23 protein-coding genes are annotated in these 23,421 nt (G+C 58.6%); 10 read left to right on the top strand and 13 right to left on the bottom strand.

The features are described 5' to 3' along the window. The 4 genes from AEAC466_RS39175 to AEAC466_RS39160 form a co-directional block, all read right to left on the bottom strand. Nucleotides 1–492: a hypothetical protein gene (locus AEAC466_RS39175; RefSeq protein ID WP_023459402.1), complete on the bottom strand. Its 492-nt coding sequence runs from the start codon at nt 490–492 to the stop codon at nt 1–3. Between the two features lie 89 nt (nt 493–581). After that, nucleotides 582–1,727 carry an acetate/propionate family kinase gene (locus AEAC466_RS39170; RefSeq protein WP_023459401.1) on the bottom strand — a complete coding sequence of 382 codons (1,146 nt, stop codon included), beginning with the start codon at nt 1,725–1,727 and terminating at the stop codon, nt 582–584. After that, nucleotides 1,724–2,662 (bottom strand): bifunctional enoyl-CoA hydratase/phosphate acetyltransferase, encoded by a 939-nt coding sequence (locus AEAC466_RS39165; RefSeq protein WP_023459400.1) that lies wholly within the window; start codon nt 2,660–2,662, stop codon nt 1,724–1,726. Before AEAC466_RS39165 ends, AEAC466_RS39170 begins: the two co-directional genes overlap by 4 nt. Nucleotides 2,663–2,677: 15 nt before the next feature. Further along, nucleotides 2,678–3,343: a BON domain-containing protein gene (locus AEAC466_RS39160; protein WP_023459399.1), complete on the bottom strand. Its 666-nt coding sequence runs from the start codon at nt 3,341–3,343 to the stop codon at nt 2,678–2,680. A 363-nt stretch (nt 3,344–3,706) separates the two neighbouring features. Between AEAC466_RS39160 and AEAC466_RS0122700 the strand changes: the two genes are divergently transcribed. The 10 genes from AEAC466_RS0122700 to hemN all read left to right on the top strand — a co-directional run bounded on the left by AEAC466_RS0122700 (nt 3,707) and on the right by hemN (nt 13,611). Further along, nucleotides 3,707–4,534 carry a sulfite exporter TauE/SafE family protein gene (locus tag AEAC466_RS0122700; RefSeq protein ID WP_081714694.1) on the top strand — a complete coding sequence of 276 codons (828 nt, stop codon included), beginning with the start codon at nt 3,707–3,709 and terminating at the stop codon, nt 4,532–4,534. Nucleotides 4,535–4,589: 55 nt separating this feature from the next. Then, nucleotides 4,590–6,059, top strand: a complete 1,470-nt coding sequence (gene ccoN / locus AEAC466_RS39155) for a cytochrome-c oxidase, cbb3-type subunit I (protein WP_035430259.1) — start codon at nt 4,590–4,592, stop codon at nt 6,057–6,059. Between the two features lie 10 nt (nt 6,060–6,069). Continuing rightward, nucleotides 6,070–6,834, top strand: coding sequence for a cytochrome-c oxidase, cbb3-type subunit II (ccoO, locus tag AEAC466_RS39150; RefSeq protein WP_023459395.1), 765 nt, complete (start codon nt 6,070–6,072; stop codon nt 6,832–6,834). After that, nucleotides 6,831–6,989 (top strand): cbb3-type cytochrome oxidase subunit 3, encoded by a 159-nt coding sequence (locus tag AEAC466_RS44215; RefSeq protein ID WP_081714693.1) that lies wholly within the window; start codon nt 6,831–6,833, stop codon nt 6,987–6,989. The genes ccoO and AEAC466_RS44215 overlap by 4 nt, the downstream gene beginning before the upstream one ends. Further along, nucleotides 6,973–7,869, top strand: a complete 897-nt coding sequence (ccoP, locus tag AEAC466_RS39145) for a cytochrome-c oxidase, cbb3-type subunit III (RefSeq protein ID WP_023459393.1) — start codon at nt 6,973–6,975, stop codon at nt 7,867–7,869. The genes AEAC466_RS44215 and ccoP overlap by 17 nt, the downstream gene beginning before the upstream one ends. Before the next feature lie 2 nt (nt 7,870–7,871). Then, a complete protein-coding gene (gene ccoG / locus AEAC466_RS39140) occupies nt 7,872–9,284 on the top strand; it encodes a cytochrome c oxidase accessory protein CcoG (protein WP_023459392.1) in 1,413 nt (470 codons plus the stop codon). Continuing rightward, nucleotides 9,259–9,783, top strand: coding sequence for a FixH family protein (locus AEAC466_RS39135; protein WP_162148966.1), 525 nt, complete (start codon nt 9,259–9,261; stop codon nt 9,781–9,783). Before ccoG ends, AEAC466_RS39135 begins: the two co-directional genes overlap by 26 nt. A gap of 2 nt (nt 9,784–9,785) precedes the next feature. Then, nucleotides 9,786–9,932: a cbb3-type cytochrome oxidase assembly protein CcoS gene (gene ccoS / locus AEAC466_RS39130; RefSeq protein WP_023459390.1), complete on the top strand. Its 147-nt coding sequence runs from the start codon at nt 9,786–9,788 to the stop codon at nt 9,930–9,932. Beyond that, nucleotides 9,929–12,124, top strand: a complete 2,196-nt coding sequence (locus AEAC466_RS39125; protein WP_023459389.1) for a heavy metal translocating P-type ATPase — start codon at nt 9,929–9,931, stop codon at nt 12,122–12,124. Before ccoS ends, AEAC466_RS39125 begins: the two co-directional genes overlap by 4 nt. Nucleotides 12,125–12,231: 107 nt before the next feature. Beyond that, nucleotides 12,232–13,611 carry an oxygen-independent coproporphyrinogen III oxidase gene (gene hemN, locus AEAC466_RS39120; protein WP_031239252.1) on the top strand — a complete coding sequence of 460 codons (1,380 nt, stop codon included), beginning with the start codon at nt 12,232–12,234 and terminating at the stop codon, nt 13,609–13,611. 92 nt (nt 13,612–13,703) lie between these two features. Here hemN and AEAC466_RS39115 read toward each other — a convergent pair whose 3' ends face one another. The 9 genes from AEAC466_RS39115 to AEAC466_RS44590 form a co-directional block, all read right to left on the bottom strand. Further along, nucleotides 13,704–14,870, bottom strand: coding sequence for a pectinesterase family protein (locus AEAC466_RS39115; RefSeq protein ID WP_023459387.1), 1,167 nt, complete (start codon nt 14,868–14,870; stop codon nt 13,704–13,706). Then, nucleotides 14,867–15,847, bottom strand: coding sequence for an alpha/beta hydrolase (locus tag AEAC466_RS39110; protein WP_035430241.1), 981 nt, complete (start codon nt 15,845–15,847; stop codon nt 14,867–14,869). The genes AEAC466_RS39115 and AEAC466_RS39110 overlap by 4 nt, the downstream gene beginning before the upstream one ends. A gap of 102 nt (nt 15,848–15,949) precedes the next feature. Beyond that, nucleotides 15,950–18,994: a TonB-dependent receptor gene (locus tag AEAC466_RS39105; protein WP_023459385.1), complete on the bottom strand. Its 3,045-nt coding sequence runs from the start codon at nt 18,992–18,994 to the stop codon at nt 15,950–15,952. 102 nt (nt 18,995–19,096) lie between these two features. After that, entirely contained in the window at nt 19,097–20,068 is a 972-nt protein-coding gene (locus AEAC466_RS39100; RefSeq protein ID WP_023459384.1) for a FecR family protein, read from the bottom strand. Further along, nucleotides 20,043–20,618 carry an RNA polymerase sigma factor gene (locus AEAC466_RS39095; RefSeq protein ID WP_023459383.1) on the bottom strand — a complete coding sequence of 192 codons (576 nt, stop codon included), beginning with the start codon at nt 20,616–20,618 and terminating at the stop codon, nt 20,043–20,045. The genes AEAC466_RS39100 and AEAC466_RS39095 overlap by 26 nt, the downstream gene beginning before the upstream one ends. 96 nt (nt 20,619–20,714) lie before the next feature. Next, nucleotides 20,715–22,046 (bottom strand): oxygenase MpaB family protein, encoded by a 1,332-nt coding sequence (locus AEAC466_RS39090; RefSeq protein ID WP_023459382.1) that lies wholly within the window; start codon nt 22,044–22,046, stop codon nt 20,715–20,717. A gap of 178 nt (nt 22,047–22,224) precedes the next feature. Beyond that, nucleotides 22,225–22,479 carry a GlsB/YeaQ/YmgE family stress response membrane protein gene (locus AEAC466_RS39085; protein WP_023459381.1) on the bottom strand — a complete coding sequence of 85 codons (255 nt, stop codon included), beginning with the start codon at nt 22,477–22,479 and terminating at the stop codon, nt 22,225–22,227. Between the two features lie 151 nt (nt 22,480–22,630). After that, complete coding sequence (locus tag AEAC466_RS39080) at nt 22,631–22,930, bottom strand: hypothetical protein (RefSeq protein WP_023459380.1); 300 nt, start codon at nt 22,928–22,930, stop codon at nt 22,631–22,633. A gap of 344 nt (nt 22,931–23,274) precedes the next feature. Then, a complete protein-coding gene (locus tag AEAC466_RS44590) occupies nt 23,275–23,421 on the bottom strand; it encodes a hypothetical protein (RefSeq protein ID WP_023459379.1) in 147 nt (48 codons plus the stop codon).

Genomic DNA, 23,421 nt, shown 5'->3' with positions numbered 1-23,421 from the left:
TCAGGCGACGTCACGCAAGCGGATCGGGTGATTAAGTGGGGCTTCGATAGCCGTCTGTAAGGCCTGTTCTGAAATGGCGCTGGTCAGGGAGGCCAGAGCCTCACCTCCGCGCGTGGCGGTGTCGTAAAGATGTGCGTAGCGCGCGGTCGCCCCTTCGGCCATTTTGGTTAAGCGCGCCATCTGGTCAGCTGGCAGAGCGATGACATCGTAAAGGCTTGTGCAGGCCATGGCGTCGCCGCTGGCCTCAGCAACATACTGGAGGGCCTGCGCCCAACTATTGATCCATGCCTGCCCCGCTTCGGTTGTCACACGAGACAGCGTCGTGCTTGCTTGCAGCGCCATCTCCAGCCAGGCTTGCGTCAGGTTTAGACAGTTTTCAGAGACACAAGATAGTGTTTCTCGTGTCTGGATGAGGGTTGCACTCAGTTCATCGAGATCGTTGACGGGGCGTGTGACCGGAGCCACGGCGGAGAGGGATGTCAGGGTAGACATGGCAATGTATCCTTTCTCATATAAGCTTGGCTACGTAGGAATAGATATCTTGGACTGTCTGGGACAGGCTGTATTTGATAGGGGGCAAATCACGCGGGCACGGCTGCCTGGAAATAGTTTCTGTATACCTCCGTCGCCATCTGACGTTCTTCGTTCGCCGCAATCACAAGGGTTTCAAAGGGCGCCAGGAAGGCCAGGTGGTTCAATATCTTGTCGCGGACGGGCGCCGCGTTTTCACCTATGCCGCCGGTAAACACCAGTCCGTCCATGCCGCCCAGGCTCACCGCCATGGCTGCGATCTGTTGGGCGGTTTTCAGCGCAAAATAGTCAACCGCGAACGCCGCCCGTGGGGCGTCGCTGTCCAGAAGGGCTTTCATGTCGTTGCTGATCCCCGACAAGCCCTTGAGGCCGGACTCGTTATAGAGCGCGTCGGCGATGTCTTCGATGGGCATTCTCAGATTTTGCTGCATGTATATCACTGCGCCTGGATCGATAGCGCCGCATCGCGTGCCCATGGGCAGGCCGTCGAGTACGGTCATGCCCATGGTTGTGTCTATGCTTCTCCCGTTCATCATGGCGCAGAGGCTGGCACCATTACCCAGATGGGCGGCGACAACCTTGCCCTTTGACAGGTGCGGATGATCGCATTTCAGGCGGTGAGCAATCCAGCCATAGGACAGTCCGTGAAAGCCGTGGCGTCTGACGCCCTGGGCGCGAAGTCGAGCGGGCAGGGCAAATTCGTGGTGTAGCCTGTCATGATGCGCATGGAAGGCGGTGTCGAAGCAGGCGAATTGCCGCAGTTGCGGATTGTCGGTCCACATGGCCTTAACGGCGGCCAGATTGTGCGGCTGATGCTGTGGCGCCAAGCTATTGAGTGCGCTCAGGTCATCGACAGTCTGGCTGTCCAATTCGGTTGCGCTGTCGAAATCCGATCCGCCGTGAACGATCCGGTGGATGCAGGCCTTTATATCCCAAGGCTTAGTGTAATAGCTGAGCCAATTGAGGATATAGGTTACGGCCAGGTTCATATCGGTATAGGCAGACAAGTCCTGAATCTCTTCTGTGGAACGCTTGTCATCGGTCTGCGGGCTGTACCACTGCGCCCGGAAGGTGGGGCGATTGCCAATGTCGGTTATCTTCCCGCCGACGAGGCAGGGCAGGTCCGGCGCCATGGCGAACAGCCGAAATTTCAGGCTGGACGAACCGGCATTCAGAACAAGCAGGGCGTCGTTCATTTTATCAGTCCTTTCTGGCGGGCGTCGGTGAGATATTGTGCCAGGGCGCATGATAGCAGACGGGTGTGGACGCTGTCGGCCCGGCTGGTCAGGATGATGGGCACCCGTGCGCCCAGCCCAATGCCGGCGGCTTGGGCGTGCCCCAGATAGATCAGTTCCTTAGCCAGGGCGTTCCCGGTTTCAATATTCGGAACCAAGATGATATCCGCATCGCCCGCGACATCCGATACGAGCCCTTTATCCGCTGCGGCGTCACGGCTTATGATATTGTCGAAGGCGAGGGGGCCGTCGATGATGGCGCCCGATATCTGCCCGCGCTCGGCCATCTTGCACAGGGCGGCCGCGTCAAGCGTTGACGGCATCGCGCTCATGACGGTTTCGACCGCCGACAAAACGGCGAGCTTTGGTTTACGGGCATCGCCGAACAAGCTGCGCCACAGGTTGATGGCGTTGCGGCATATATCGGCCTTGTCGTCGAGCGATGGCGCGATATTGACGGCCGCATCGGTGACAATGAGCGGCTTATGATACATCGGAACGTCGAGAACGTAAGCGTGAGAGACCCGGCTTTCCGTTCTGAGGCCGGCGGTCTTTGCCAAGACCGCGGTCAATAATTCATCGGTGTGCAGGGCGCCTTTCATCAATGCATCCGCTTCTCCGCTGGCAGCGATGATAACGCTCTGTTCCGCGGCGGCGTGGCTATGGGGAGTATCTACCAGGCGCCAAGAGGCTATATCGATGCCGCTCGCCGTGGCTGCGGTCTGGATCCGGGCGCGCGGACCGACAAGGATAGGTGTAATCAGGCCTGCGGCCTCCGCTTCAGCCGCAGCCTGCAATACGTGCCCATCGGTTGGGTGGACGATGCAGACACGAATGCGGGGCAGCCGCCTGGCCTGTTCCAGAATATGCGCATAGTGGTCGCGGCGGCCAGTCATGGATGGTCGCCGGTCTCAGTTCACTGGGGCGGTTTCATCGACCCGCAGATGGCTTTCGACATAGGTGACGCCCGGCGCGCTCCAGGCGGCACGTTCGGCCAACTGGCGTTCGTAGAGGGTGTGAACCGTGCCATCCAGAGTCACCTTGCCGCCGAAGGCCGTCAGGCGAATGTCGGACGGATCGAGGCTGGCATCGCGATGGAAGGCGGCGACGATGCGTTCGTGAATGTCGGCCGGTTGGGCGGCGATACGCATGTTGATGCGGTTGGTTATGCCCTCGACGCCGGCCAGCCGATGAACCGCGTCTTCGGCGTTGCGGCGTTGAAAGTAGGAATCGACGTCCCCATCCAAAGTGACCCAACCGTTCTCAACCCGGATTTTCACCTTGTCCTTAGGAATGGTGGTGTCCCACGAAATGATGGCCAGCGCTTGGCGGGCTATATCTTCATCACTGACTTTGGCGGGCTGCCTGGCAACGATGGCAATGTCTTCGGCGATGGCGCGCACGCCGCGCACCCGGCTCACAGCGTTTTCGGCCGCGCGCTTTTCGGCGTAGCTTGTGACATGACCCGACAGGCTGACGATGCCATCGTCGACAGAAACGCCTATGTGCTGGGCGTCAACTGCCGGATCGAATTCGAGTTCGTCGAGAATGTGCTTGCGTAATGTCGCGTCTTTCATGGCCGCCTCCTTGAGCTTGCTTCGGATGCTCTTCGGTAGCGGTTAGTGGACTGAATGGGTTTGACCGTGATCAAATACAGGACGGACAGAAGGTCGCACCCATTGCGTGTAAGATCCGGCAGTCGATATGCTGACATGATCCCGTAGAGCCTGGGCGTATCGGTAAAGGTCGCCGATATGATCGTGAGAATACCCCTTACCCGCGATATATCGGACCTCAATGGCGCGCCGCGTCCGTCAGAGGCACCGGCGCAATCGTGCGTCAAATCGTCGCTAATCCTTATAATTCAATGGCTAATGGCAAGATGCACACCGTCGATTTGATTTCGATCAAATACAGACGCGCCCGGTCATGGTCTGGCAATGACAAGGGCTGGTTGCGATTCTTGTCACCAGTCATCGGCTCGGCCTGTCTGCGCAGTCAGTTGCATATTCAGGTTGGAGTCATCCAGTAACCGATCAGGCGTGGGCAGGGCAGTGGGCGAGGCGTTTTGGCAGCAAATATGCGGTGACATAACCGCAGTCCAGAGGCCGATTCTCCTCTCCTTGTTTCTTGCCGGCCTAGGTGGGAGCGTCACACATTGTCTGACCATGTGTTCGGGATTTGTCCTGGCGCAGGTTGGCAGCGTGGCGACAAAGGGGAAGCTGGCGCGGTTGCTGCTGCCGTATCATGCCGGACGTGTCACCACCTATGCCGGACTGGGCGTGGTGGCGGGCGCCAGCTTTCATCTCATTTCGACCTGGAACGGGTTTGCCCTGTTGCGTCATTTGGTGCTGGGGCTGGTTGCGGTTCTGTTCCTGTCCCTGTTCGCCGGCCGGCTTTTGCGGCGACTGGGTATCGTTCTGCCGTTCCGCCTGCCGGGCGGTCTAGCGGGCGCGTGTGATCTGGGCGCTTTGAAACGTTTGGCGACGACGACGGACATTTGGCGGCGCTACCTGATGGGCGTGTCTCTGGGCTTCATACCGTGTCCGCTGATTTTCACGGCCTTGTTGGCTGTGGCGACGACGGCCAGTCCGCTGGCGGGTGGGGTTGGCATGTTGCTGTTCGGCCTTGGCACCACACCGGCACTTATGAGCCTGAGCTTCGCCTCGGGCAATCTACTAAAAACGAGCCCCAGGCTTCAGGATGGCCTGACCCTGGCGGCGCTTGGCGTAAATGGCGTGATTCTGCTGGCCCTGGCGGTCGGCTGAGTACGTGAAAAAAAAGAGGAAGAGAGCTGTGCAAACCCTGAATCCCGCCCTGTCGATGACGGCGGCATCTGCGCCGCCGCCGCGCCCGGCGCCGCGTTACGACGAATTGGTGATCAAATATTTCACCATCGCCTCCATGTTCTGGGCGATCGCCGGTTTTGCGGTCGGGCTTTTGCTTGCGATTCAGTTGGCGTTTCCTGTGTTCAACATTGAGCCCTATCTGAACTTCGGCCGTTTGCGGCCCCTGCATACTTCCGCCGTTATTTTTGCATTCGGCGGTAATATTCTCTTCGCCACGTCCTACCACGTAGTCCAACGGACCTGTCATACACGGCTGTTTTCCACAAAGATGGCCTGGTTCCATTTTTGGGGTTACCAGGCCTTCATCCTGATGGCGGGGCTGGGATATCTGTTCGGCGTTACCCAGGGCAAGGAGTATGCGGAGCCGGAATGGTATGCCGACCTGTGGCTGACCGTCGTCTGGGTGGTGTACCTGATCAACTTCCTGATGACGCTCACCCTGCGCAAGGAAAAGCACATCTATGTCGCCAACTGGTTTTTCCTGGCCTTCATCGTCACCATTGCCATCCTGCACCTGGTCAACGGCCTGGCCATTCCCATTTCGCCCGTTTCAACGAAGAGCTATTCCCTGTTCGCGGGCGTCCAGTCCGCACTGATACAATGGTGGTACGGGCACAATGCGGTCGGGTTTTTCCTCACCGCCGGCTTTTTGGGCATGATGTACTACTATATCCCCAAGCAGGCGGAGCGTCCGGTCTATTCCTATCGTCTCTCCATTATCCACTTTTGGTCCCTGATCTTCATCTATATCTGGGCGGGACCGCACCATCTTCTCTACACGTCCCTGCCGGACTGGGCACAAACCCTGGGCATGACCTTCTCTATCATGCTGTGGATGCCGTCTTGGGGCGGTATGATCAACGGCATGATGACCCTCTCGGGCGCCTGGCACAAATTGCGGGACGATCCGATCCTTCAGTTCATGATCATTGCGCTGTCCTTCTACGGCATGTCGACCTTCGAAGGACCGCTGATGTCGATCAAGACGGTCAACTCCTTGTCGCACTACACCAACTGGACCATCGGTCACGTCCACGCCGGTGCGCTCGGCTGGGTCGCCTATATCTCGTTCGGAGCTATATACTACCTCGTTCCCCATTTGTGGAAAAAGGCGGGCATGTACTCGACCAAGGCGATCAGCCTGCACCTGTGGATCTCCACGGTCGGCATCGTTGTCTACATCACGTCGATGTGGGTCGCCGGCATCATGCAGGGCCTGATGTGGCGTGCCTACGACAAGATGGGCTTCCTGACCTACTCGTTCGTCGAGGTCGTTCAGGCCATGCACCCCTATTACATCATTCGCGCGGTCGGCGGCGCCTTGTTCCTGATCGGCGCGCTGATCATGGTCTGGAATATCTGGAAGACGATCCAATCGCCTGACGCCCTGCCTGCCAACAGCCAAACACCCGCGCCATCACCCGTTTTGGCGGCGGCGGAATAAGGAGCGCGCCATGTTGGAAAGTCACAAGAAACTCGAACGCAACTCCATATTGTTGCTAATCTTCGCGGTAGTCGCCGTCTCCATAGGTGGCATTGTTGAAATTGTCCCGCTGTTTCGGATGCAAACGACCATCGAGCCGGTTAAGGGTATTCGTCCGCTTACACCGCTGGAGCTGGCAGGTGAGGACATCTACATCCGCGAAGGCTGCAATGTCTGCCATTCCCAGCAGATCCGTCCTTTGCGCGATGAAGTTCAGCGCTACGGCCATTATTCTCTGGCCGCAGAAAGCATGTACGACCATCCCTTTGTTTGGGGCTCAGAACGGACGGGGCCTGATCTGGCCCGCGTCGGCGGCAAGTACTCCAATGCGTGGCATGTCGAGCACCTGACCAATCCGCGCAGCGTCGTGCCGGAATCGATCATGCCCAATTACGACTTCCTGGCGAAGACCTATTTGCAGACCTGGGACCTGGGCGATCGTATGAAGGTCCTCCGCTTTGAAGGCGTGCCCTATACAAAGGACGACATCGCCAATGCCCAGCAGGATGCGGCCTTGCAGACCCTGCCGGATGAGGATGCATCGGGCTTGCAGGCCCGTTACGGTGCCAAGGTCGTACCTCAGGCCTTTGGTGGCATACCGGGAACGCCGACCGAAATGGACGCCTTGATCGCCTACCTCCAGCAACTGGGCACCCAGGTCGATTTTACGACCTACGACCCTGATTTCGAACTGCATGCCGCCGCGGCGGTTGAGCCCAAGACGGTGATAAAATGAACCACACACATATAGGTATGGCCGTTTTGCTCGCCTTTTCGGCGACCTTCTTCGCCATCTGCATCTGGGCGTACTGGCCAACTAACCGCCTGCGCCTCCAATCCTACGGGCTTATTCCCCTTCAAGAGGACACAGACAATGTCGAAGAAAACTAAGGGGAATAACAGCGACCCGAACGTTGAGGTCGATCCGATTAGCGGAACCGAAACCACTGGTCACGACTGGGATGGCCTGAAGGAGCTGGACACGCCGGCACCGAGATGGTGGCTAACCGTGTGGATGATCACCATCGTCTTCGCCATCGGATACTGGGTGGTCTATCCGGCCTGGCCCTCCATCAGCGGGCACACCAGGGGCCTGTTCGGCTGGACGCAGTACACCAAGCTCAAGGCCGAGCAGAAGGAAATCACCGATCGGCAAGGGGCCTATCTGGCGCGTTTTCATAGTGAAAGCTTCGATCAGGTTCGTGCCGATCCCGCCGTATATGAATTTGCCCGCGCCGGCGGTGCCGTGGTCTTCAAGGAGAACTGCGCGGCCTGTCACGGCAGTGGCGGTGAAGGACGCAAAGGCTACCCCAATCTGAATGATGACGATTGGCTGTTTGGCGGTAAGGTGGACACAATCTATCACACGATTCAGGTTGGATCGCGGTCCACAGATCCGGACACCCACACAACCCAGATGCCAAAGTTCGGGGCGATCCTGAAGCGCGATGAGATTCAGGATGTGGCCACCTATGTGCTGCAATTGTCCCATGGCACGCCAGCGAACCCTGGGGCATCCTGGGTACGCGGTCAGGCGCTTTTTGCGACAAACTGCGTGTCCTGCCACGGCGAAGGCGGTGTAGGTAATCGTGACCTGGGCGCGCCACGCCTGAATGACGCAATCTGGCTCTATGGCGGGCGTCGCGCCGACGTCGTCGAGACGATCACCAATGCCCGCGCCGGCGTCATGCCGACCTGGAAACATCGCCTCAGCGATGACAACCAACGCATGGTTGCCCTCTATGTGCATTCCCTGGGGGGTGGCGAGTAGCCGTGGTTCAACTATTCGCCAAGGATGAGAAGATATATCCTCAGCGCACCCATGGCCTGTTCCGCACCTTGAAGTGGACGGCCATGGTGGTCTTGCTGGGTATTTACTACGCCGCGCCCTGGCTGCGTTACGATCGCGGCCCGCACGTGCCGGACCAGGCCATCCTGATCGATCTGGTCGGACAGCGCGGCTATTTCTTCGGCATCGAAATCTGGCCTCAGGAGGTTTACCTGTTGGTCGGACTGCTTATTCTGGCGGCCATTGGGCTCTTTTTTGCCACGTCCCTGCTCGGGCGCGTCTGGTGCGGCTATGCGTGTCCGCAAACCGTATGGACCGACCTGTTCGTCCTGGTGGAACATCTGATCCAGGGTGACCGCAATGCGCGCCGAAAGCTGGATGCTGCGCCTTGGACGCTGGAAAAGATCTGGAAGAAGTTACTTACCCACGCCATCTGGTTGCTGATCGGGCTGGCCACTGGTGGGGCGTGGGTCTTTTATTTCAATGACGCCCCGACCTTGCTTGACGGCATCCTGCATCTTGATCTGCCCGGCCTGACGCTCGTGTGGATTATCGCGCTGACGCTTTCGACCTACTTTATGGCCGGGTATGCACGGGAAAATATCTGCAAATTCGCCTGCCCCTATGCCCGGTTCCAGTCGGCCATGTTTGACCGGGATACCTTGATTATATCCTACGCAGGCGAACGCGGTGAACCCCGAGGCAAGCATAAAATAGGCACGAGTTGGGAGGGCAGGGGCCATTGCATCGATTGTACTGCCTGCGTCGTCGTCTGCCCCATGGGCATCGATATACGCAATGGCCTGCAATACGAATGCATTTCCTGCGGATTGTGTGTCGATGCCTGCAACAACGTCATGGAAAAAATGAAGCTGCCGCGCGGGCTCATTCATTATGACACGGAAAACAACCAGCACCGGCGCGCCGATGAGATCGCGCGCCAGGCGGTCCCCACCCGCGGGCGAATGAAATGGATCCGGCCGCGCACGGTCTTCTATGCCGCCATCCTGTTTCTCGTTGGTGGATTGATGCTGGGGGCCATTGTGCTGCGGACCGAGACGGAACTGAACATCATCCATAACCGATCCCCGCTATATGTGCGGCTTTCGGACGGCACCATACGCAACAACTACCAGATCAAGGTGCTCAACAAGACCCATTCCGATCGCGATTACGCCGTCAAAATCGACGGCCTGACCACGCGTCGTGTCGAGCTGCTGGGGGCTGGAGACGTCGCCGTGCCGTCCCTGCGGGTACCGGCGAACAGCGTTGGCGAATTCCGCGTGCAAGTCATGGCCGAACCGAATGCGTCGGCCCGCGTCCCTGTCCACTTTATACTCACCGATCGCACTACAGGAAAGGCCGCGAGCCATGACAGCTACTTCATCAGGCCCTGAGGTGCCTCACGCTCTGGATGCTGTGGACACGGAGGCGCTTAATCGCCGGCGTGGCCGTTTCGTCCCGTGGATCATTGCGGCCTTCTATCTGACCTTTATGACCGCGCTAGTCGGTTTCGTATTCATCGCCTATGCGCATCCACCTTCGGAGACGACCGAAGACGCCTACGCCAAGGGGCTTGCCTATAACGATATCCTTGCCAAGGCCGGGGCGCAGGCGCAACTCCGCTGGCGGTCTGATATCGATTATACGGCCGGACGGCTTCGTTTCAGCCTGACGGACCATGCGGGCCAGCCCGTGACGGCCGCCCGGGTCAAGGCGTGGTTCGTTCATCCGGGTAACGCCGTCGAAGACCGCAGTTTCGATCTGCGTGACGACGGCGAAGGCAGATATGTTACGGATGCCCCTCTGCCGGTAAAGGGCGTGTGGACGGTTCATGTCACAGCGGAAAAGGCGGGTCGGCAGTACCAATCGGTGACGACGGTGGAAGTGGAATAGTCATGGCCATCCTGCTCATCCTCGTCCCTTTGGCCTTCCTGCTTGGATTGGTCTGTCTGGCGGCCTTCCTGTGGGCCCTGAATACTGGACAATTCGACGATCTGGACGATCCGGCGATCCGTATTTTCCAGCCGGAGGACGACGAATGAGCCGCGCTGTCGATTTCAGCTGTTTTGCCCGCGAGGAAGCCGACCGGTTCTCCCTCTACATGCAGGTGGAGGGCATGCATTGCGCCAGTTGCGCGTGGAAGATAGAGCAAAGCCTTCAAGCCCATCCGGGCGTGGAAGCGCGGGTGAATTTTTCGACGCAAAGGCTGCGTATCAGCTGGCCTAAGACGTTGGAGGCCGGAGCGGCCAATGACAATGCCAATCAGTTCGCCGATGAAATTAAAGCTCTGGGGTTCCACGTCGCCCCGTTCGACGCCGACAGCCGGTTGCAGGCCTCGAAGACGGAAGAGCGCGACCTGCTCAGTTGCCTGGCGGTCGCCGGCTTTGCGACCTGCGCCATCATGTTGTTCGTCGATCCCCTGTGGTTCCTGCCAGCCCGCGCCGTCACGGGGGCAACGCGCGATCTCATGTACTGGATGATGAGCCTGATCGCGCTGCCGGCGACCATCTGGTCGGGACGGCCCTTTTTCCGTTCAGCATGGCAGGCGCTGACCCACGGACGCACCAATATGGATGTGCCGATTTCCCTGGCCGTCATCATGGCCAACGCCCTGTCGGTCTATGAGACCCTGACGCATGGCCGCTATGTCTATTTCGATGCATCGATCATGCTGTTGTTTTTCCTGCTGATCGGCCGCTATCTGGACATAAAGGCGAGGGGCAAGGCGCGCGAAGCGGCCGAGGGGCTGCTGGCCATGCTTGAAGGCACGGCCACGGTCATCGATGGTGAACGCACGGTGTCGGTCCGGATACGTGACCTGGCGCCAGGGCAGCACCTTTTGGTCGCTGCCGGCGAAAAGATTGCCGCCGATGGCCTGGTCCTGACTGGCGAGTCCGATATCGATACACAACTGGTGACCGGTGAGACTCTTCCCCGGACAGCCGGCCCCGGCGACAAGCTTTATGCGGGCATGATCAATCGCTCTGCGCCTCTATTGATCCAGGTTAGCGCCGCAGCGGATGACAGCCTGCTGTCGGAAATCGTCAGTCTCATGGAAAAAGCCGAACGGTCGCAAGGCCCCTATGTCCGGTTGGCCGATCGCTTGGCGGGGCTTTATGCGCCTGTCGTCCACGGCCTCGCCCTGGCGACCTTTGTCGGGTGGATGATCTACGGTTACCTGCACGGCGCCATGATCTGGGAAGACGCGGTGTTAAAGGCCGTGGCCGTCCTGATCATCACCTGTCCATGCGCCATCGGCCTGGCTGTGCCCGTGGTCCATGTCCTGGCGTCGTCGCGCCTGTTTAAGCGGGGCATATTGCTGAAATCGACCAAGGGGCTGGAGGCAATGGCGTGCATTGACACGGTTGTTTTCGACAAGACGGGAACCCTGACCGAAGGAACGCCGCGCTGGATGAACTCGGACGTTCTTAGTGGTGAAAACCGGCGGATAGCGATTGCCATGGCTCGGCAAAGTCAACATCCGCTGTCCCAAGCCGTCGCCCGGGGAGGGGCGGTCGGTGAGGTTCCCGGGATGATCGTGAGCGATCATCCCGGGAAGGGACTTAAGGCCATGGTCGGCAAAGACCTGGTCTGGATGGGCAAGGCGTCGTGGCTGGGTGTTCCGGCCAGCGGCGATGCCCAGATGGAGCTTTGGTTTCAGCGGGCGCAAGGGCCAGCGATACGTCTTCTGTTCGCCGACGCGGTGCGCGCGGACGCTCGAAAGGTGATTGCTGGTTTGCGTGCGCGCGGTTTGACGCTCTGTATGCTGTCGGGTGACCGGGATCAGGTGGCCCAAAAAGTGGCCCTGGACCTGGACATTTCCGATGTCCGCTCGGGCCTGTCGCCGGTAGACAAGGTGGCCGCCGTCGAAGCGATGACGGCCGAAGGGCACCGTGTATTGATGGTCGGCGATGGATTAAACGATGCTGCCGCGCTGTCTGCGGCCTCGGTCTCCATGTCGCCGGCCAGCGGCGTGGATATCACTCAGACGGCCGCCGATTTCGTCTATCGCGATCAAGGGCTTTCGCCCATCCTGACCACCTACGACACCGCCCGCGCCGCCAAGCGCCTGGTCCGGCAGAATGTCTGGACATCCTTGGCATACAATATCATCGCGGTTCCCGTGGCGGTGCTTGGCCTGGCAACCCCGCTCATCGCCGCTGTGGCCATGTCGACCTCATCTCTGGTGGTCGTCCTGAATGCCTTGCGTCTGGGGCGCGTGCCACGCCTATGACCTGATTGCTCCCTAATTTCGCCTCATCAGGCCGGCCCGGTGTCATGCCGCCCTGTCGTCTGTCGCCCCTAACCCTCGTTTCAACGCCCCTGCAGAAGGTTTGCGCCATGCAAAATATTAATCCCCCGCGTTCCTGGCAGGATCAGGACATGATGGCCTATCTAGGCCGTGAAGCGCCGCGTTACACAAGCTATCCTTCGGCGCATCACTTTACGTCTCTGGAGCCGGAAACCTACGCCGGGTGGCTGAGGACCTTGCCTCGTGACCAGAGCATAGGGCTCTACGTCCACATTCCTTTTTGCGAACAGATGTGCTGGTTCTGCGGTTGCAATACCCAGATCACGCATCGTGCGGAGCCGGTTGAGGCCTATGTCGCCTGCCTGATCGAAGAAATTGCCATGGTCGGACGGGAATTGGCGTTTCGGCCGTCCGTGCACGCCTTGCATTTCGGGGGGGGCTCACCGGGCATTTTGTCACCTGCGGCGATGACTCGCGTGTTCGAAGCCCTGACCCGGTCCTTTGAGCTGAAACCGGATGCCGAGGTTTCGATCGAGCTTGATCCGCGCCAGATTACAAATGAGAAGCTGAAAACCTATACCGACCTGGGGTTCAATCGGGTCAGCCTGGGGGTTCAGGACACCCAGCCACAGGTCCAGGCGGCCATTAACCGGCACCAGCCGTTCGCGGTCATTGCGCAATCCGTAGCAGCGCTGCGCGAGCACGGACTAACGTCGATTGGAGTCGATCTGCTTTACGGACTGCCGCATCAAACTGCCGACAGCCTGGCGGCGACCCTGAACGATATCATTCGTCTCGATCCTGACCGCATCAGTGCCTTTTCCTATGCACATGTGCCGTGGATGAAAAAGCATCAACAGTTGATAGATACGGCCGCCCTGCCCGATATCCATGAAAAGGTGCTCCAGTATCTTCAGATCGATACCCAATTACGCGCGACGGGCTATGATGCCGTTGGCATCGACCATTTTGCCAAGACGAGTGACGGCCTGGCCGTCGCTGCGCGCAATGGCACCCTGCGGCGCAATTTCATGGGCTACACAGACCTGCCAAACGACCGCCAGATCGCCTTTGGCGCCTCGTCCATTAGTCAATTGGATGACGGGATCGCCCAAAATATCCCGCAAAGCACCTCCTATCAGAGGCTTATCAAAGAAGGCCGCCTGCCGACCGTACGGGGATGGGCCTATCAGTCGGATGATAAGGTCCGTGGCGCGGTTATTTCGGACCTTATGTGTCGCTTCGAATGCAATGTGGCTGAGGTTCTGCACCGTCATGGCTATGCAGTCGACTATCTGGATCAGGATATTCAGCGTTTGGCAGATTTCGTCGCAGCCGGCATTGTTACAATCGATGAACGCCTTGTGCGCTTTGAATCGCCGATGAAGATGCTGGTGCGATCCGTCGCCTGCGTGTTCGACACATATGCCGAAGGTGAGGGCGGTAACCGCTATTCAAAAGTCGCCTAACGGCGACAGACAAAAAAAGGAGCTGCCTCACCCCGTGAGGCAGCTCAGGTCACGCTCCGTCTGCAGGGGCAGAGGGCCGTGGAGAGGCGGTGTCAGCGGTGACGGCTGGATTGGGGCCAGCCGTCGAAGAACAGGCTATGGATCTGGTCAATCGTCAGGCTTTGTTGCCAACGGATACCGATGTCCGAATGCGCGGCGCCCGGGCCGTAAGACTCTGTTTCCGAAAACCGGGAGTCTTGCGGGTAGAAGACGGCGGTTTTTGTGCCGTCGCGGGCAGTACCGTTCATGGGGGCCCAGTGGTCACGGTGAATGTGGGCATCCATGAAGCAGTCTATGAAGCTGGCCTGTCCAACGGCGTTCGGATCGGCATAACGGCCGTCGGCGAAGGTCGTCGTCGGGTGCCAGGGCCGGCCGAGCGCCACCGCGCCGTCGCGCACGCCGTCCTCCCGCGTGAGACGGGAACGGTATATGACGATGCCGATTGCCTGAGACAGTTGGGTTGAGGGCGCAACGATAAAGGACTCAAAGGCCTCGGATTCGCTTGTCGGTGCCCGGCGGCGGGTTTGCACCACACTGTCCTCGATCAGGACCTGGCCATTGCCGAAAATGAAGTCGACATTCCCGGAAATATGACTGTTGCGAACGAAGACGCGTCCGCCATTGGCGAACAAGGTGTCCTGATATCCCACCAGTGCAGATCGGTCGAACATCACGCGATCGCTGTGAATATCGAGCAGAACGGCCACGCCCTGCGAATTGCCGATCTTGCGCGGGTCCTTGTCGGGCAAGGCATCATTGGTCAGGTAGTCGAAAGTGTTTTCGACGGTAAGTCCGTCCACGCTTACCTGGTCGGCATCGATAGTTAAGGTCGCCGATCCTGGGGTCCCCCATTTGTTGCGATGATAATGGCCGGCCGTTTGCGCTACGGCGTCGAAATAGAGCCGGGTGGTTGCCGCCCCCTGTCCGCGCAGCTTCGTCCTGGGCCTGGTGACAGTGACCTTTTCATAATAGTTGCCCGGCGCAATATCCACGATCACCCAGCGATCCGTCTTGTCGCTGGCGGCGGCGTCAACTGCGGACTGAATCGTCGTGAAGCATCCCGGCTGCTGTCCGCAGCTCTGTCGGACGGAATAATGGCTGGGTTTCGGCGACTGCGGCCCTGGCCCTGTGACGCAACCCGTCAAGCTCAGCCCTAGGACCGCGCCTAGCGCCAGCACGCCCGTGAGGCGGCGGCTCATATTGGTTCGAAGCGCGCTCATTGACGGGCGTCCTTAGCATCGGTCGGCGGTTGCAAAAATAAGTCCATTTTTTCAACAATTTGACTAAGGTAAGGCTCAAAAAGCCAGATGTCGTGCGGTGCAGAGTCAAAGGCGAAGAACTGGTGGCGAATGCCGAACCGGCCCAGGCCTGTCATAACTTCGTCCTGGCCCGCGGTGAACCGCGTTTGTCCGCTGCTGATAATTAAGGTTGGCGGTGATTGCGCGCTGACATGCTTGGCCGCGCTTGCTTCCCGCCATCGCTCTGGTGCCTGCTCCATGGAGCCGCCGAGCCAAAGGGCGGCCACCGACGCGCTGCCCGCCGCGTTTTCGTAGCGCAGGGCGAGTGGCGTGGTAAAATCGAGCACGCCGTCGATGTCGATAAGCGCGTTCACCCGAGTGTCGTCGCTTGCATGGGTTTTGTAGGTGCCGCTGTCCGCCGTAAAGGCAAGAAGCGCCGCCATCTGGCCGCCGGAGGATGCGCCGCCGAGCGCCAGATTGGCCTCAGGAATACCAAATTCCGTGGCGTGACCCTTCGCCCAGACGATGGCGTCGTTGATGTCGGTCAGACCGGCAGGGTATGGCGCTTCCGGCGACAGGCGATATTCCGGCAGAAAGACTGCATAGCCCTTCTGAGCCAGCAGGTTGGCGAGGGCATAGAAGTGCGACTTGCTCCCCGAACGCCAGCCACCGCCATGAACCAGGAGAATACCCTGTCGCCGAGCTTGTCCGGGAACGGGCAGAAATACGTCGATATGGAGGTCGCGATTGCCGATGGTCTTATATAGCCGGTCGAAGAGAACCGTTTGACCGCCGTGGAATTCGGATACGGGCCAAGTCAGGCCGGGATAGGTGTCTTTATACCCGTTGTAGCGTTGGGCAATGGTATAGCTATCGTCGATCGGCCGCAGGTCCCCGGCATGTGCCGCGCATGAGACGGTGAGCGCAAGCATCGAAATCGCCGTAAAAAGCCTCTGCATTCTCTGCCTCCGGGTGGGTGTAAATGACTTGTACGGACCGTCGGCGCCTACGATACGCCGGGTGGCGCATCATCGAAACCGGCGATCCGTCGTCAATGCCAGTCAGTACTTGTAGCGCAGCCCCAGGATCCACTGCGCGCCGGTGTGGTTGTATTCGCGCGTCAGATCCATGTCGCCGGTGTCACCCGTGCCATAGATACGCTCCACCTCGTCGGTGATATTGATACCTTCGAAGGTGAGGGTGAGGTTCTTGTTGACATTGTAGAAGGAGGCGAAATCGACGTGGGTCGGGCCGTACTTGCGCTCCTGGACGTGACCGTTGCCGCCGGGTTCGCTCAACAGGTAGTCGTCGCGCTTGTTGACCGAAACACGCGCGCCGAAACGACCCGTGTCGTAGTAGAGCGTCGCATTGTAGGAATTGGGCGAAAGCCCCGTCGAATCCTTCGCGGACACATGGGTGTAGTTCGAGGCAATGCCGAACTTGGACCACAGGCCGGGCAGGAAGCTGAAGGGCTGATTGTAGGTCAGTTCGAACCCTTTGACGCTATTGCCCTGATCGCTGTTGACGGGAATGGTGAATGTATAGGGGACCTTGGCCGGATCGGCATTATAAGACGGGTCATATTGCGGGTCGGCGTAAATGGCTGGCCAGAAGGACGGATCGATCATCTTCGTCACGACATCCGTCTTCAACGACCTGACGATGTCCTTGTTGAAGACGGCAAAGGACAGGAGCCCTTCCTTGCCGAAATACCATTCGACCGCCAAGTCTAGGTCGTTGGATTCGTAGGGCTTCAGTTCGGGGTTGCCGACATTGCCGACGGTCCGCGTCGTATAGCCAAACACCGGGCCGGCGATATTCAATGAGCTGAGCCCCGGCCGCGTCATGCTACGGCCGTAGGCAGCGCGCACGACCAGGTTATCGCGTACGTCGAGGGCCAGGTTGATCGACGGCAGATAGTTGTCGTAGGACACCTTGTCCTGAACCGGCGTATTGCTGACCAGAGCCTCAGACGTCACATTGGTCTTGACGTAACGCAGGCCGGTATTGGTCCGCAGACGCATGTCGCCGAGATAATATTCGGCGTTCAACTCGACATAGCCACCAAGCGTTTCTTCCCCGACAGTCCAGTCAGCGCCGGTATTGTCGGTGTAACCGGGCTTTACGATACCGGCCGCGGCAATGGCGTCAAAATCGGCGACGCGGAATTTGTCAAGGGTTGCGCCATCCAGCCCACTGCCGAAGTTCGAAATCGGGAAGGGTCTGGTATAGGACGATGGATCGAAGCTCGGGCTGTCACCATAGCCTTCGCTGTATTTCACCTTGCGGTCATTGTAATTCAGGCCGGCCCTGATGGAAAACGCGTCGGCATTGTAGGTCACGTCAAATTTAGCAGAGGCATTCTCCTTCTTGACGTTGTTGATGCGGTTGGCGGCCGTCAGGGCGTTTACGTAATTGCTGGCCTTATTGGGATCGTAATTGCCGAAATTAACGACGGGCACGTACGGATTGTTGCTGTAATCGTAGGAATAGAAGTGCGGAATGGAGCGGAAATAGAAGCGCAGCTCGGTGCGGTCCGCGTCGTCCGACGCTGTGCCGGCCATAGCGTCGATGGTCAACTGGTCCGTGACCTTGAATTTACCGGACAGGACCAGTTGATTGAATGCTGACTTGGATTCCTGGTGGCGGCTTTCGTACCATGAGGTGACGTCGTTGAAGCTGGCCGCGACCAGCTGCTTGCCGTCTGGTCCGACGGTAAAGGACAGCGGGGTCTGGCCGGTATAGTTGCCGGCGACGCCGTGGGTCAGCAGCCACTCCATCGAGTTGTAGCTGTAGCGGTCATTGTTCAGTTCGGAATGCAGGGCGTCGAGCGTAATCAGGATATTGTCGGATGGCTTGTACTGCAACGAGCCGGTGAAGCCGACACGCTTTTGGTCATTGCCGAAGAAGTCCGCACGCGGCAGGCGCGGCGCCCACAGGCAATCGAGCGGATTGGCGGCACCACAGGCGGCCGAGGGGGTTCCGGTTACGGTCGGATTGGTGTTGGCCCAGGAATCGCCATTTACGTAAGGGGAGGTCCAACGGACGCTTGCATATCCTTCCTGATGGACGGTGCGATTGGACACCGCTGCGGAGAACAGGGCGCCGAATTTTCCGTCCGCAAATTTCTTGCTGACCAGAAAGGCCAGGCGCGGATCGTTCTTCTGGGTGAGGGTGTTGTAGTTATCCTGTGCCGATGCGGAGACGGTAAAATCGTCACGGTAATCGAAAGGACGCGCGGAATAGAGGTCGACGGTGCCGGCAATACCACCTTCTTCGGTAGATGCTTTCTGGGTTTTCTCTATATCGATGCGATTGAACAGTTCGGACGCGAACAGGTGGAAATCGAAGGCGCGACCGGCATTGATGGTGACGCCGCCGCTATCCAGGCCGTCACTGCTGGCCGGGACTTCCATGCCGTTCAAGGTCGTACGCGTAAAGTCCGGTCCAAAGCCCCGCAACGTGATGTTGCGGCCTTCGCCACCTTCGCGCGACATGGCGACGCCGGGCACGCGCTGAATGGATTCGGCCAGGTTCAGATCCGGCATCTTGCCGATATCTTCGGCGACAATACTTTCGACCGAGTTGGCCGCCTTGCGTTTGATATCGCGCGCCTTATTGAGGGCGCCGCGAATGCCAGTTACGACGACAACGACGTCGTTTCCGGCGGGAGGGGCATCGACGGTGTCCTGGGCTGGTGCGGCGACAGGGCTGGCATCAGTCAGTGTAATGGCGGCTTTCGTTATAGGATAGCTAGCGCTGGACGCTGCCGCAGCGGGACGGGCCTCAGCCAGGATAACGACGCCATTTGATTGGGTAACCGGTGTCAAATTTGTGCCTGTCAAGAGGCGCGCCAGTCCGTCGCGTACCGGCATAGTGCCTTTTACCGCTGCGGTCGTTTTGCCAGTCGCCAGTTTTTCAGGAACCAAAAGCTGAATGTCGGCCTGTTGGGCAAATTGTGGAATGCCCTGTTGAGCGGCCTGGGCGGGAACATTGAAGGTCTTGACCTGGGCTTGGGCCTGGACCGGCATGGCCGAGACCATAAGTAAGGTGGTGCCGGCAAGCAGCAACGGGCCATTAAACAGGCGCACGCATGGGTTCGTCATCGATTTCCTCCTGTGTATAGCGCCTTATGGCGCCTTATATAGAGGACGTAACGCCCCCCTTTTTAAACGATGTTCGGCCGTTTCAGTTCCGTACGGTCTAGGTCACTTTTTTTTCGTGTCGATATATATCGTCGTGTCGGTCTTGGTGATTTCTGCACCGAAGGCCTGGGCGACAGCGCTGGAAAAGGCTTCGGGATCGTCGGTACTAAATCGGCCCAGTAAGCGTTCGCGGGCCAGATCTGGGTCGCCGATGACGATTTTAATCTGGTTGTAGCGGTTATACTCTGCGGCGGCTTCCGAAAGGCTTTTTCCGTTAAGCGCAATCTGGCCTTCACGCCAGGCTAACGCGCTATCGATCGCTTCGGGCGCGTGTTCGACCATGATCGCGCTTTTGTGACCCATGAAGGTGCGGTCGCCAGCATTGAGCAGGACGGCCTGTTGATCAGCACCGTCCAACCAGGCTTTGACGGTGCCTTCGGTCACCAGCACCTCTGCGCCGCCATCCCGCCGATTTACCGAAAACGCCGTGCCTACGGCCTGAACCCGTGCGACACCGGCAGCCACCACAAAGGGGCGTTCTTTGTTCTTGGCCACCTTGAACCAGGCTTCGCCGCGGATCAGATCGACGCGTCGCTGGGTATCGGTCATGTCGATCTTGATACGGCTTTCGGTGTTAATGGTTGCAATCGAACCATCGCTCATCGGCAGGCGGCGGATTTCACCCTTGCGGGTGATCGTCTCATTTATATACCGATTGATAAACAGACCGGCCAGGCCGGCTGCCATCAGGCCGCCTAACGCTCCGGTTGCGGCCAGCAGATTGCGTCGTGACACGCTGGCTATTATGCCGGGCTGGGCACCCTGCCAACGGGCGGACGGGCCGAGGGCACGGGCCCGAGACAGCGACGACCAGGTGGCCTGCGCTCGCAACAAGGCGCCGCGCCGACGGGGATCTCCATCCAGCCACTCACGCAGAGATGCTTCGTCCATAGGAGTCAGCGGCCGGTCCTTGACCGCCCACAGGCTCGCCGCGCGCTCAATCTCGTCGCTAGTTTCGATCGGCGTCGGTGTCACGCTTCAACTCCTTTTGCGGCTGAAAATGGCTTTCTTCGGAAGCAATTGACCGCATGATCAGCCTAAGGGCTTTGGCTGACTCATTTTCAACAATGGTTTCACTCACACCCATGACCCGGGCGATTTCTTTCTGGGGTAGGCCCTGGATCTTGCGCATCTCGAATATGCGGCGACACCGGGTGGGCAGCGAGGCGATCAGCCGTTTCAGCCGGGCCAGTTCCGAGCGTCCCACCGTTATCTGCTCTGGTGAGGGGGCGTCGCTCATGACATCGAGGCGGTCGATCTCGTCCACGCTTTCTATGCGCACGATCCGGGCTCGGCGGACACGCATCAGGGCAATATTCTTGGCGACGGTAAAAAAGTAGCCTCGCGGCGACGCGATATGATCGACGCTGCTGAGCGCCGCCATGCGGCAATAAGATTCCTGGACAATATCTTCTATGTCTTCGTGCCCCAGTTGCGCGCGGCGTAGCCAGGCTCGCACGTCGGCTTCGTGCGGCAGAACATGCGATCCTACCCACCCAATAATGTGCCCCGGTGCCGAGTCCATGAAGGCCCTCCTGTATATAGGATGCGCGAGGCGAGCGTTTCCGTAAAGCGAATGCGCAATTTATCGCGCAACTTTAGCGAACAAAATTATGAAGGATCAATTGTGGGCATGATGGCTGCTTTTATACGAGGCCGCGTCTGATGAGAAGCTGGCGTGACCGTAGCGTTTGAGCAAGCCTTCCAGCTTGCCCACCAGGAGCCGATCCGCGAAGTCGCGCACCACCGGGATGTCCGCCAGGAACCCGAACACCCTTAGCTGCGAGAAAATGCACGTCGCGGCAATTAGAGCCAGCTTTCGGTCTTTCAGCGTATAGGTGACGCCCATCCTGGCGGCGCGCTTCGTATCGCCTTGCAGGAAGTGCTTGATGAAGAAGGCTTTTGAAAAACTTCGCTCCAGTTCGCGGTCGATCTTGCCTGGCAAGGAGGTGTCAAAAGACAGTTCTGTATTCATGGTGCCGCGAACCAGGGCGCCGCATGTGTCTTCATCATAACCGCTGCGTAAGGTGGCTTGACGCGCGAGCATCAACCTGGCGACGGAGCGCGGAGTGTCGCCTAGCAAGGGCTCGGGCAGGCCCAGAAGGAAACAGCGATATCGTCCAATCTCGATCCGGGCGCGTTCTTCCGTGGTAAATTGCTCCCGGCCTTCCTTCAGAGCGCGAAACGCGATTAGGAACGACCCGATCTGCCCCGCCGGCATTTGATCGACCTGTGGAATAGGTACGCCATAGACGCGTGTATCCCATAAGCCTCTATGTTTCATGACGTTGAAGCGCACCATTGCGTGCATTAGGCGCACCATTGCGGCGGCTTTGAACGCTGCCCCCTGTCGTTCAAGGGCGCCCGGCATGACGGTCAGGGTGAAGAAGGTCGCCGTCTCATGCACACGTTTGGCAGCCAGTTGATCCGATAAATGCCCGGTCAATGCCATAGGTAGGGCAGAGTATTTATTCATGAAGGTGGCGAGAAACGCCCCACGAATAGCGAAGGGCACTAAATGGGCATAGTGATTGCGTTCAATCCGGGCGCCTTCACGTACCAGATTCATATCGAGCCACTTGGGCCTCGCTTCCATGGCGGCCAGGAAGGCGCGCAACTCGTCCGGCGCATCAGGAACAGCCTCGACGCCTTTGTCGCACGCTGTCTTAAGCCACATGACGAGCTGACGAAAGCCAAATTCCGGAATTCTGGCGGCATAGGCGTCCGCCACCACATCTCCGGTCAAGGTATAGGCTGCCATCATCTCTACCAGAGGGGCGTCAGCCATGATCTCGGGGATCAGTTTTTCAAAACCTTGGAGACCCTCCCCGGACGGATTGATCGTGAAACGCTCAGGCACTGCGGCGAAGTCTATATCGCCGTAGATAGCGGGTATTCGCGTTGCCTGGTTTTCGACCTGGTTCCAAAGAGTCGGATGAAAATGCCGATTCATCGGTGTCCTTTACTTGGAGTTCCATCCATAGATCGGAGTGGCGACCGCCAAATTCAACTGAACTCAGCGATCTTCATCATGAACAAGATGGCGCGCACCAGCTATAGATCGCAAATCAGCGACACGGTGTAAGGGCCGTCCTTATCTATAGGCGTCCTGATCTATGAGGTGGCCGAGATTAAGCGCGCCTGATCAGACGTGCCAGGAGAAGAAGAACGACTGCGCCGCCGGTTGCCGTGATGATGGTGGCAACAAGCCCACCACCGATGTGGATACCTAGGACACCCGCAAGCCAACCGCCTATGAACGCGCCCAAGATGCCTACGACAATATCACCAATAAGACCAAAGCCACCGCCCTTGACGATTGCGCCGGCAATCCATCCAGCTACGGCGCCGATGACTAGCCAGATAATAAGGGTTTCAATGCTCATGGGATTTATCCTGGTTTAGGACCGGCCTCTGCGGCGGGTCGGAACTGTAGACTTACAGGCGCATTTCTAAGTTCCCAAATACAGCTTCCTTATCTTTTGCTCTTACCTCAAAAGGTGGGCAGGGTGCCGGTATGCGTTCTGTATCGTTTGGTCAGTGTCCGTCCGGAGAGGGGATATCACTGATCTTGTGCGTTTGCTCTTCTGCAAGCAGGTCGTCATCGGTGTCGTGCACGGCAATGACCCCATCATCCGGCATGTCCGTAGAGTCGATATCGACGCCAGCCCCGCTATAGGGTTTGGGCGTGTCATCGATACCGGTTGGAACCGTGTCCGCACCGTGCTGGTCGCGTGTTTCACTGGTAAAGGGAACACCCTTGGCGTCGGTCAGTTCCGTGTCACCGGGTTTGATAATGCTGGGCATGGCAACGCCCTTGGCCACAGTTATCGTCATTGATATCTCCTCAACTGCGCTGGCCTGCGATTTTACTCCAGACGCAACACCTTAATATGCGTTTGAGGCTACCAGGACGGCCGTAAGGAAGGCCGGTGGGAGACAGGACGGGAAATCAAAAACGCGTAAGCTGTAGCAGGCTCAAAAGTCCGTCCACCCGAGAGTCTGGGTGCCTATGTATTTATTATAAAAGGGGCAAGGGAAGCGCGCTGCTTCTCTACGGGACCGGACTTAAAGTGCCGTGACACTAAAGGGGATGAATCATGCCACTTACCGTTAAATCAGTGCCGCGCGACCACGATCATATGCCTGATGTCGCGATATCGGGCGACGCATCGATATTGTCAGAGTTCGTCCACAGTGAGGTGAGGCGGGCGCTCAAAGATGTGGAACGCAGCGCCGAACACGGCCGGCAACGGCTCCACCAAGACGTCGTCCGCGCGGATAAGCGGCTTCAGGCCACCGGCCGGCGTATCCTGCGGATCAATCAT

Origin of the sequence: Asticcacaulis sp. AC466 (assembly GCF_000495815.1) — a bacterium.
Lineage (GTDB): Bacteria > Pseudomonadota > Alphaproteobacteria > Caulobacterales > Caulobacteraceae > Asticcacaulis.
The sequence above is the reverse complement of the archived record's forward strand: the minus strand, read 5'-3'. Positions and strand labels throughout refer to the sequence as shown.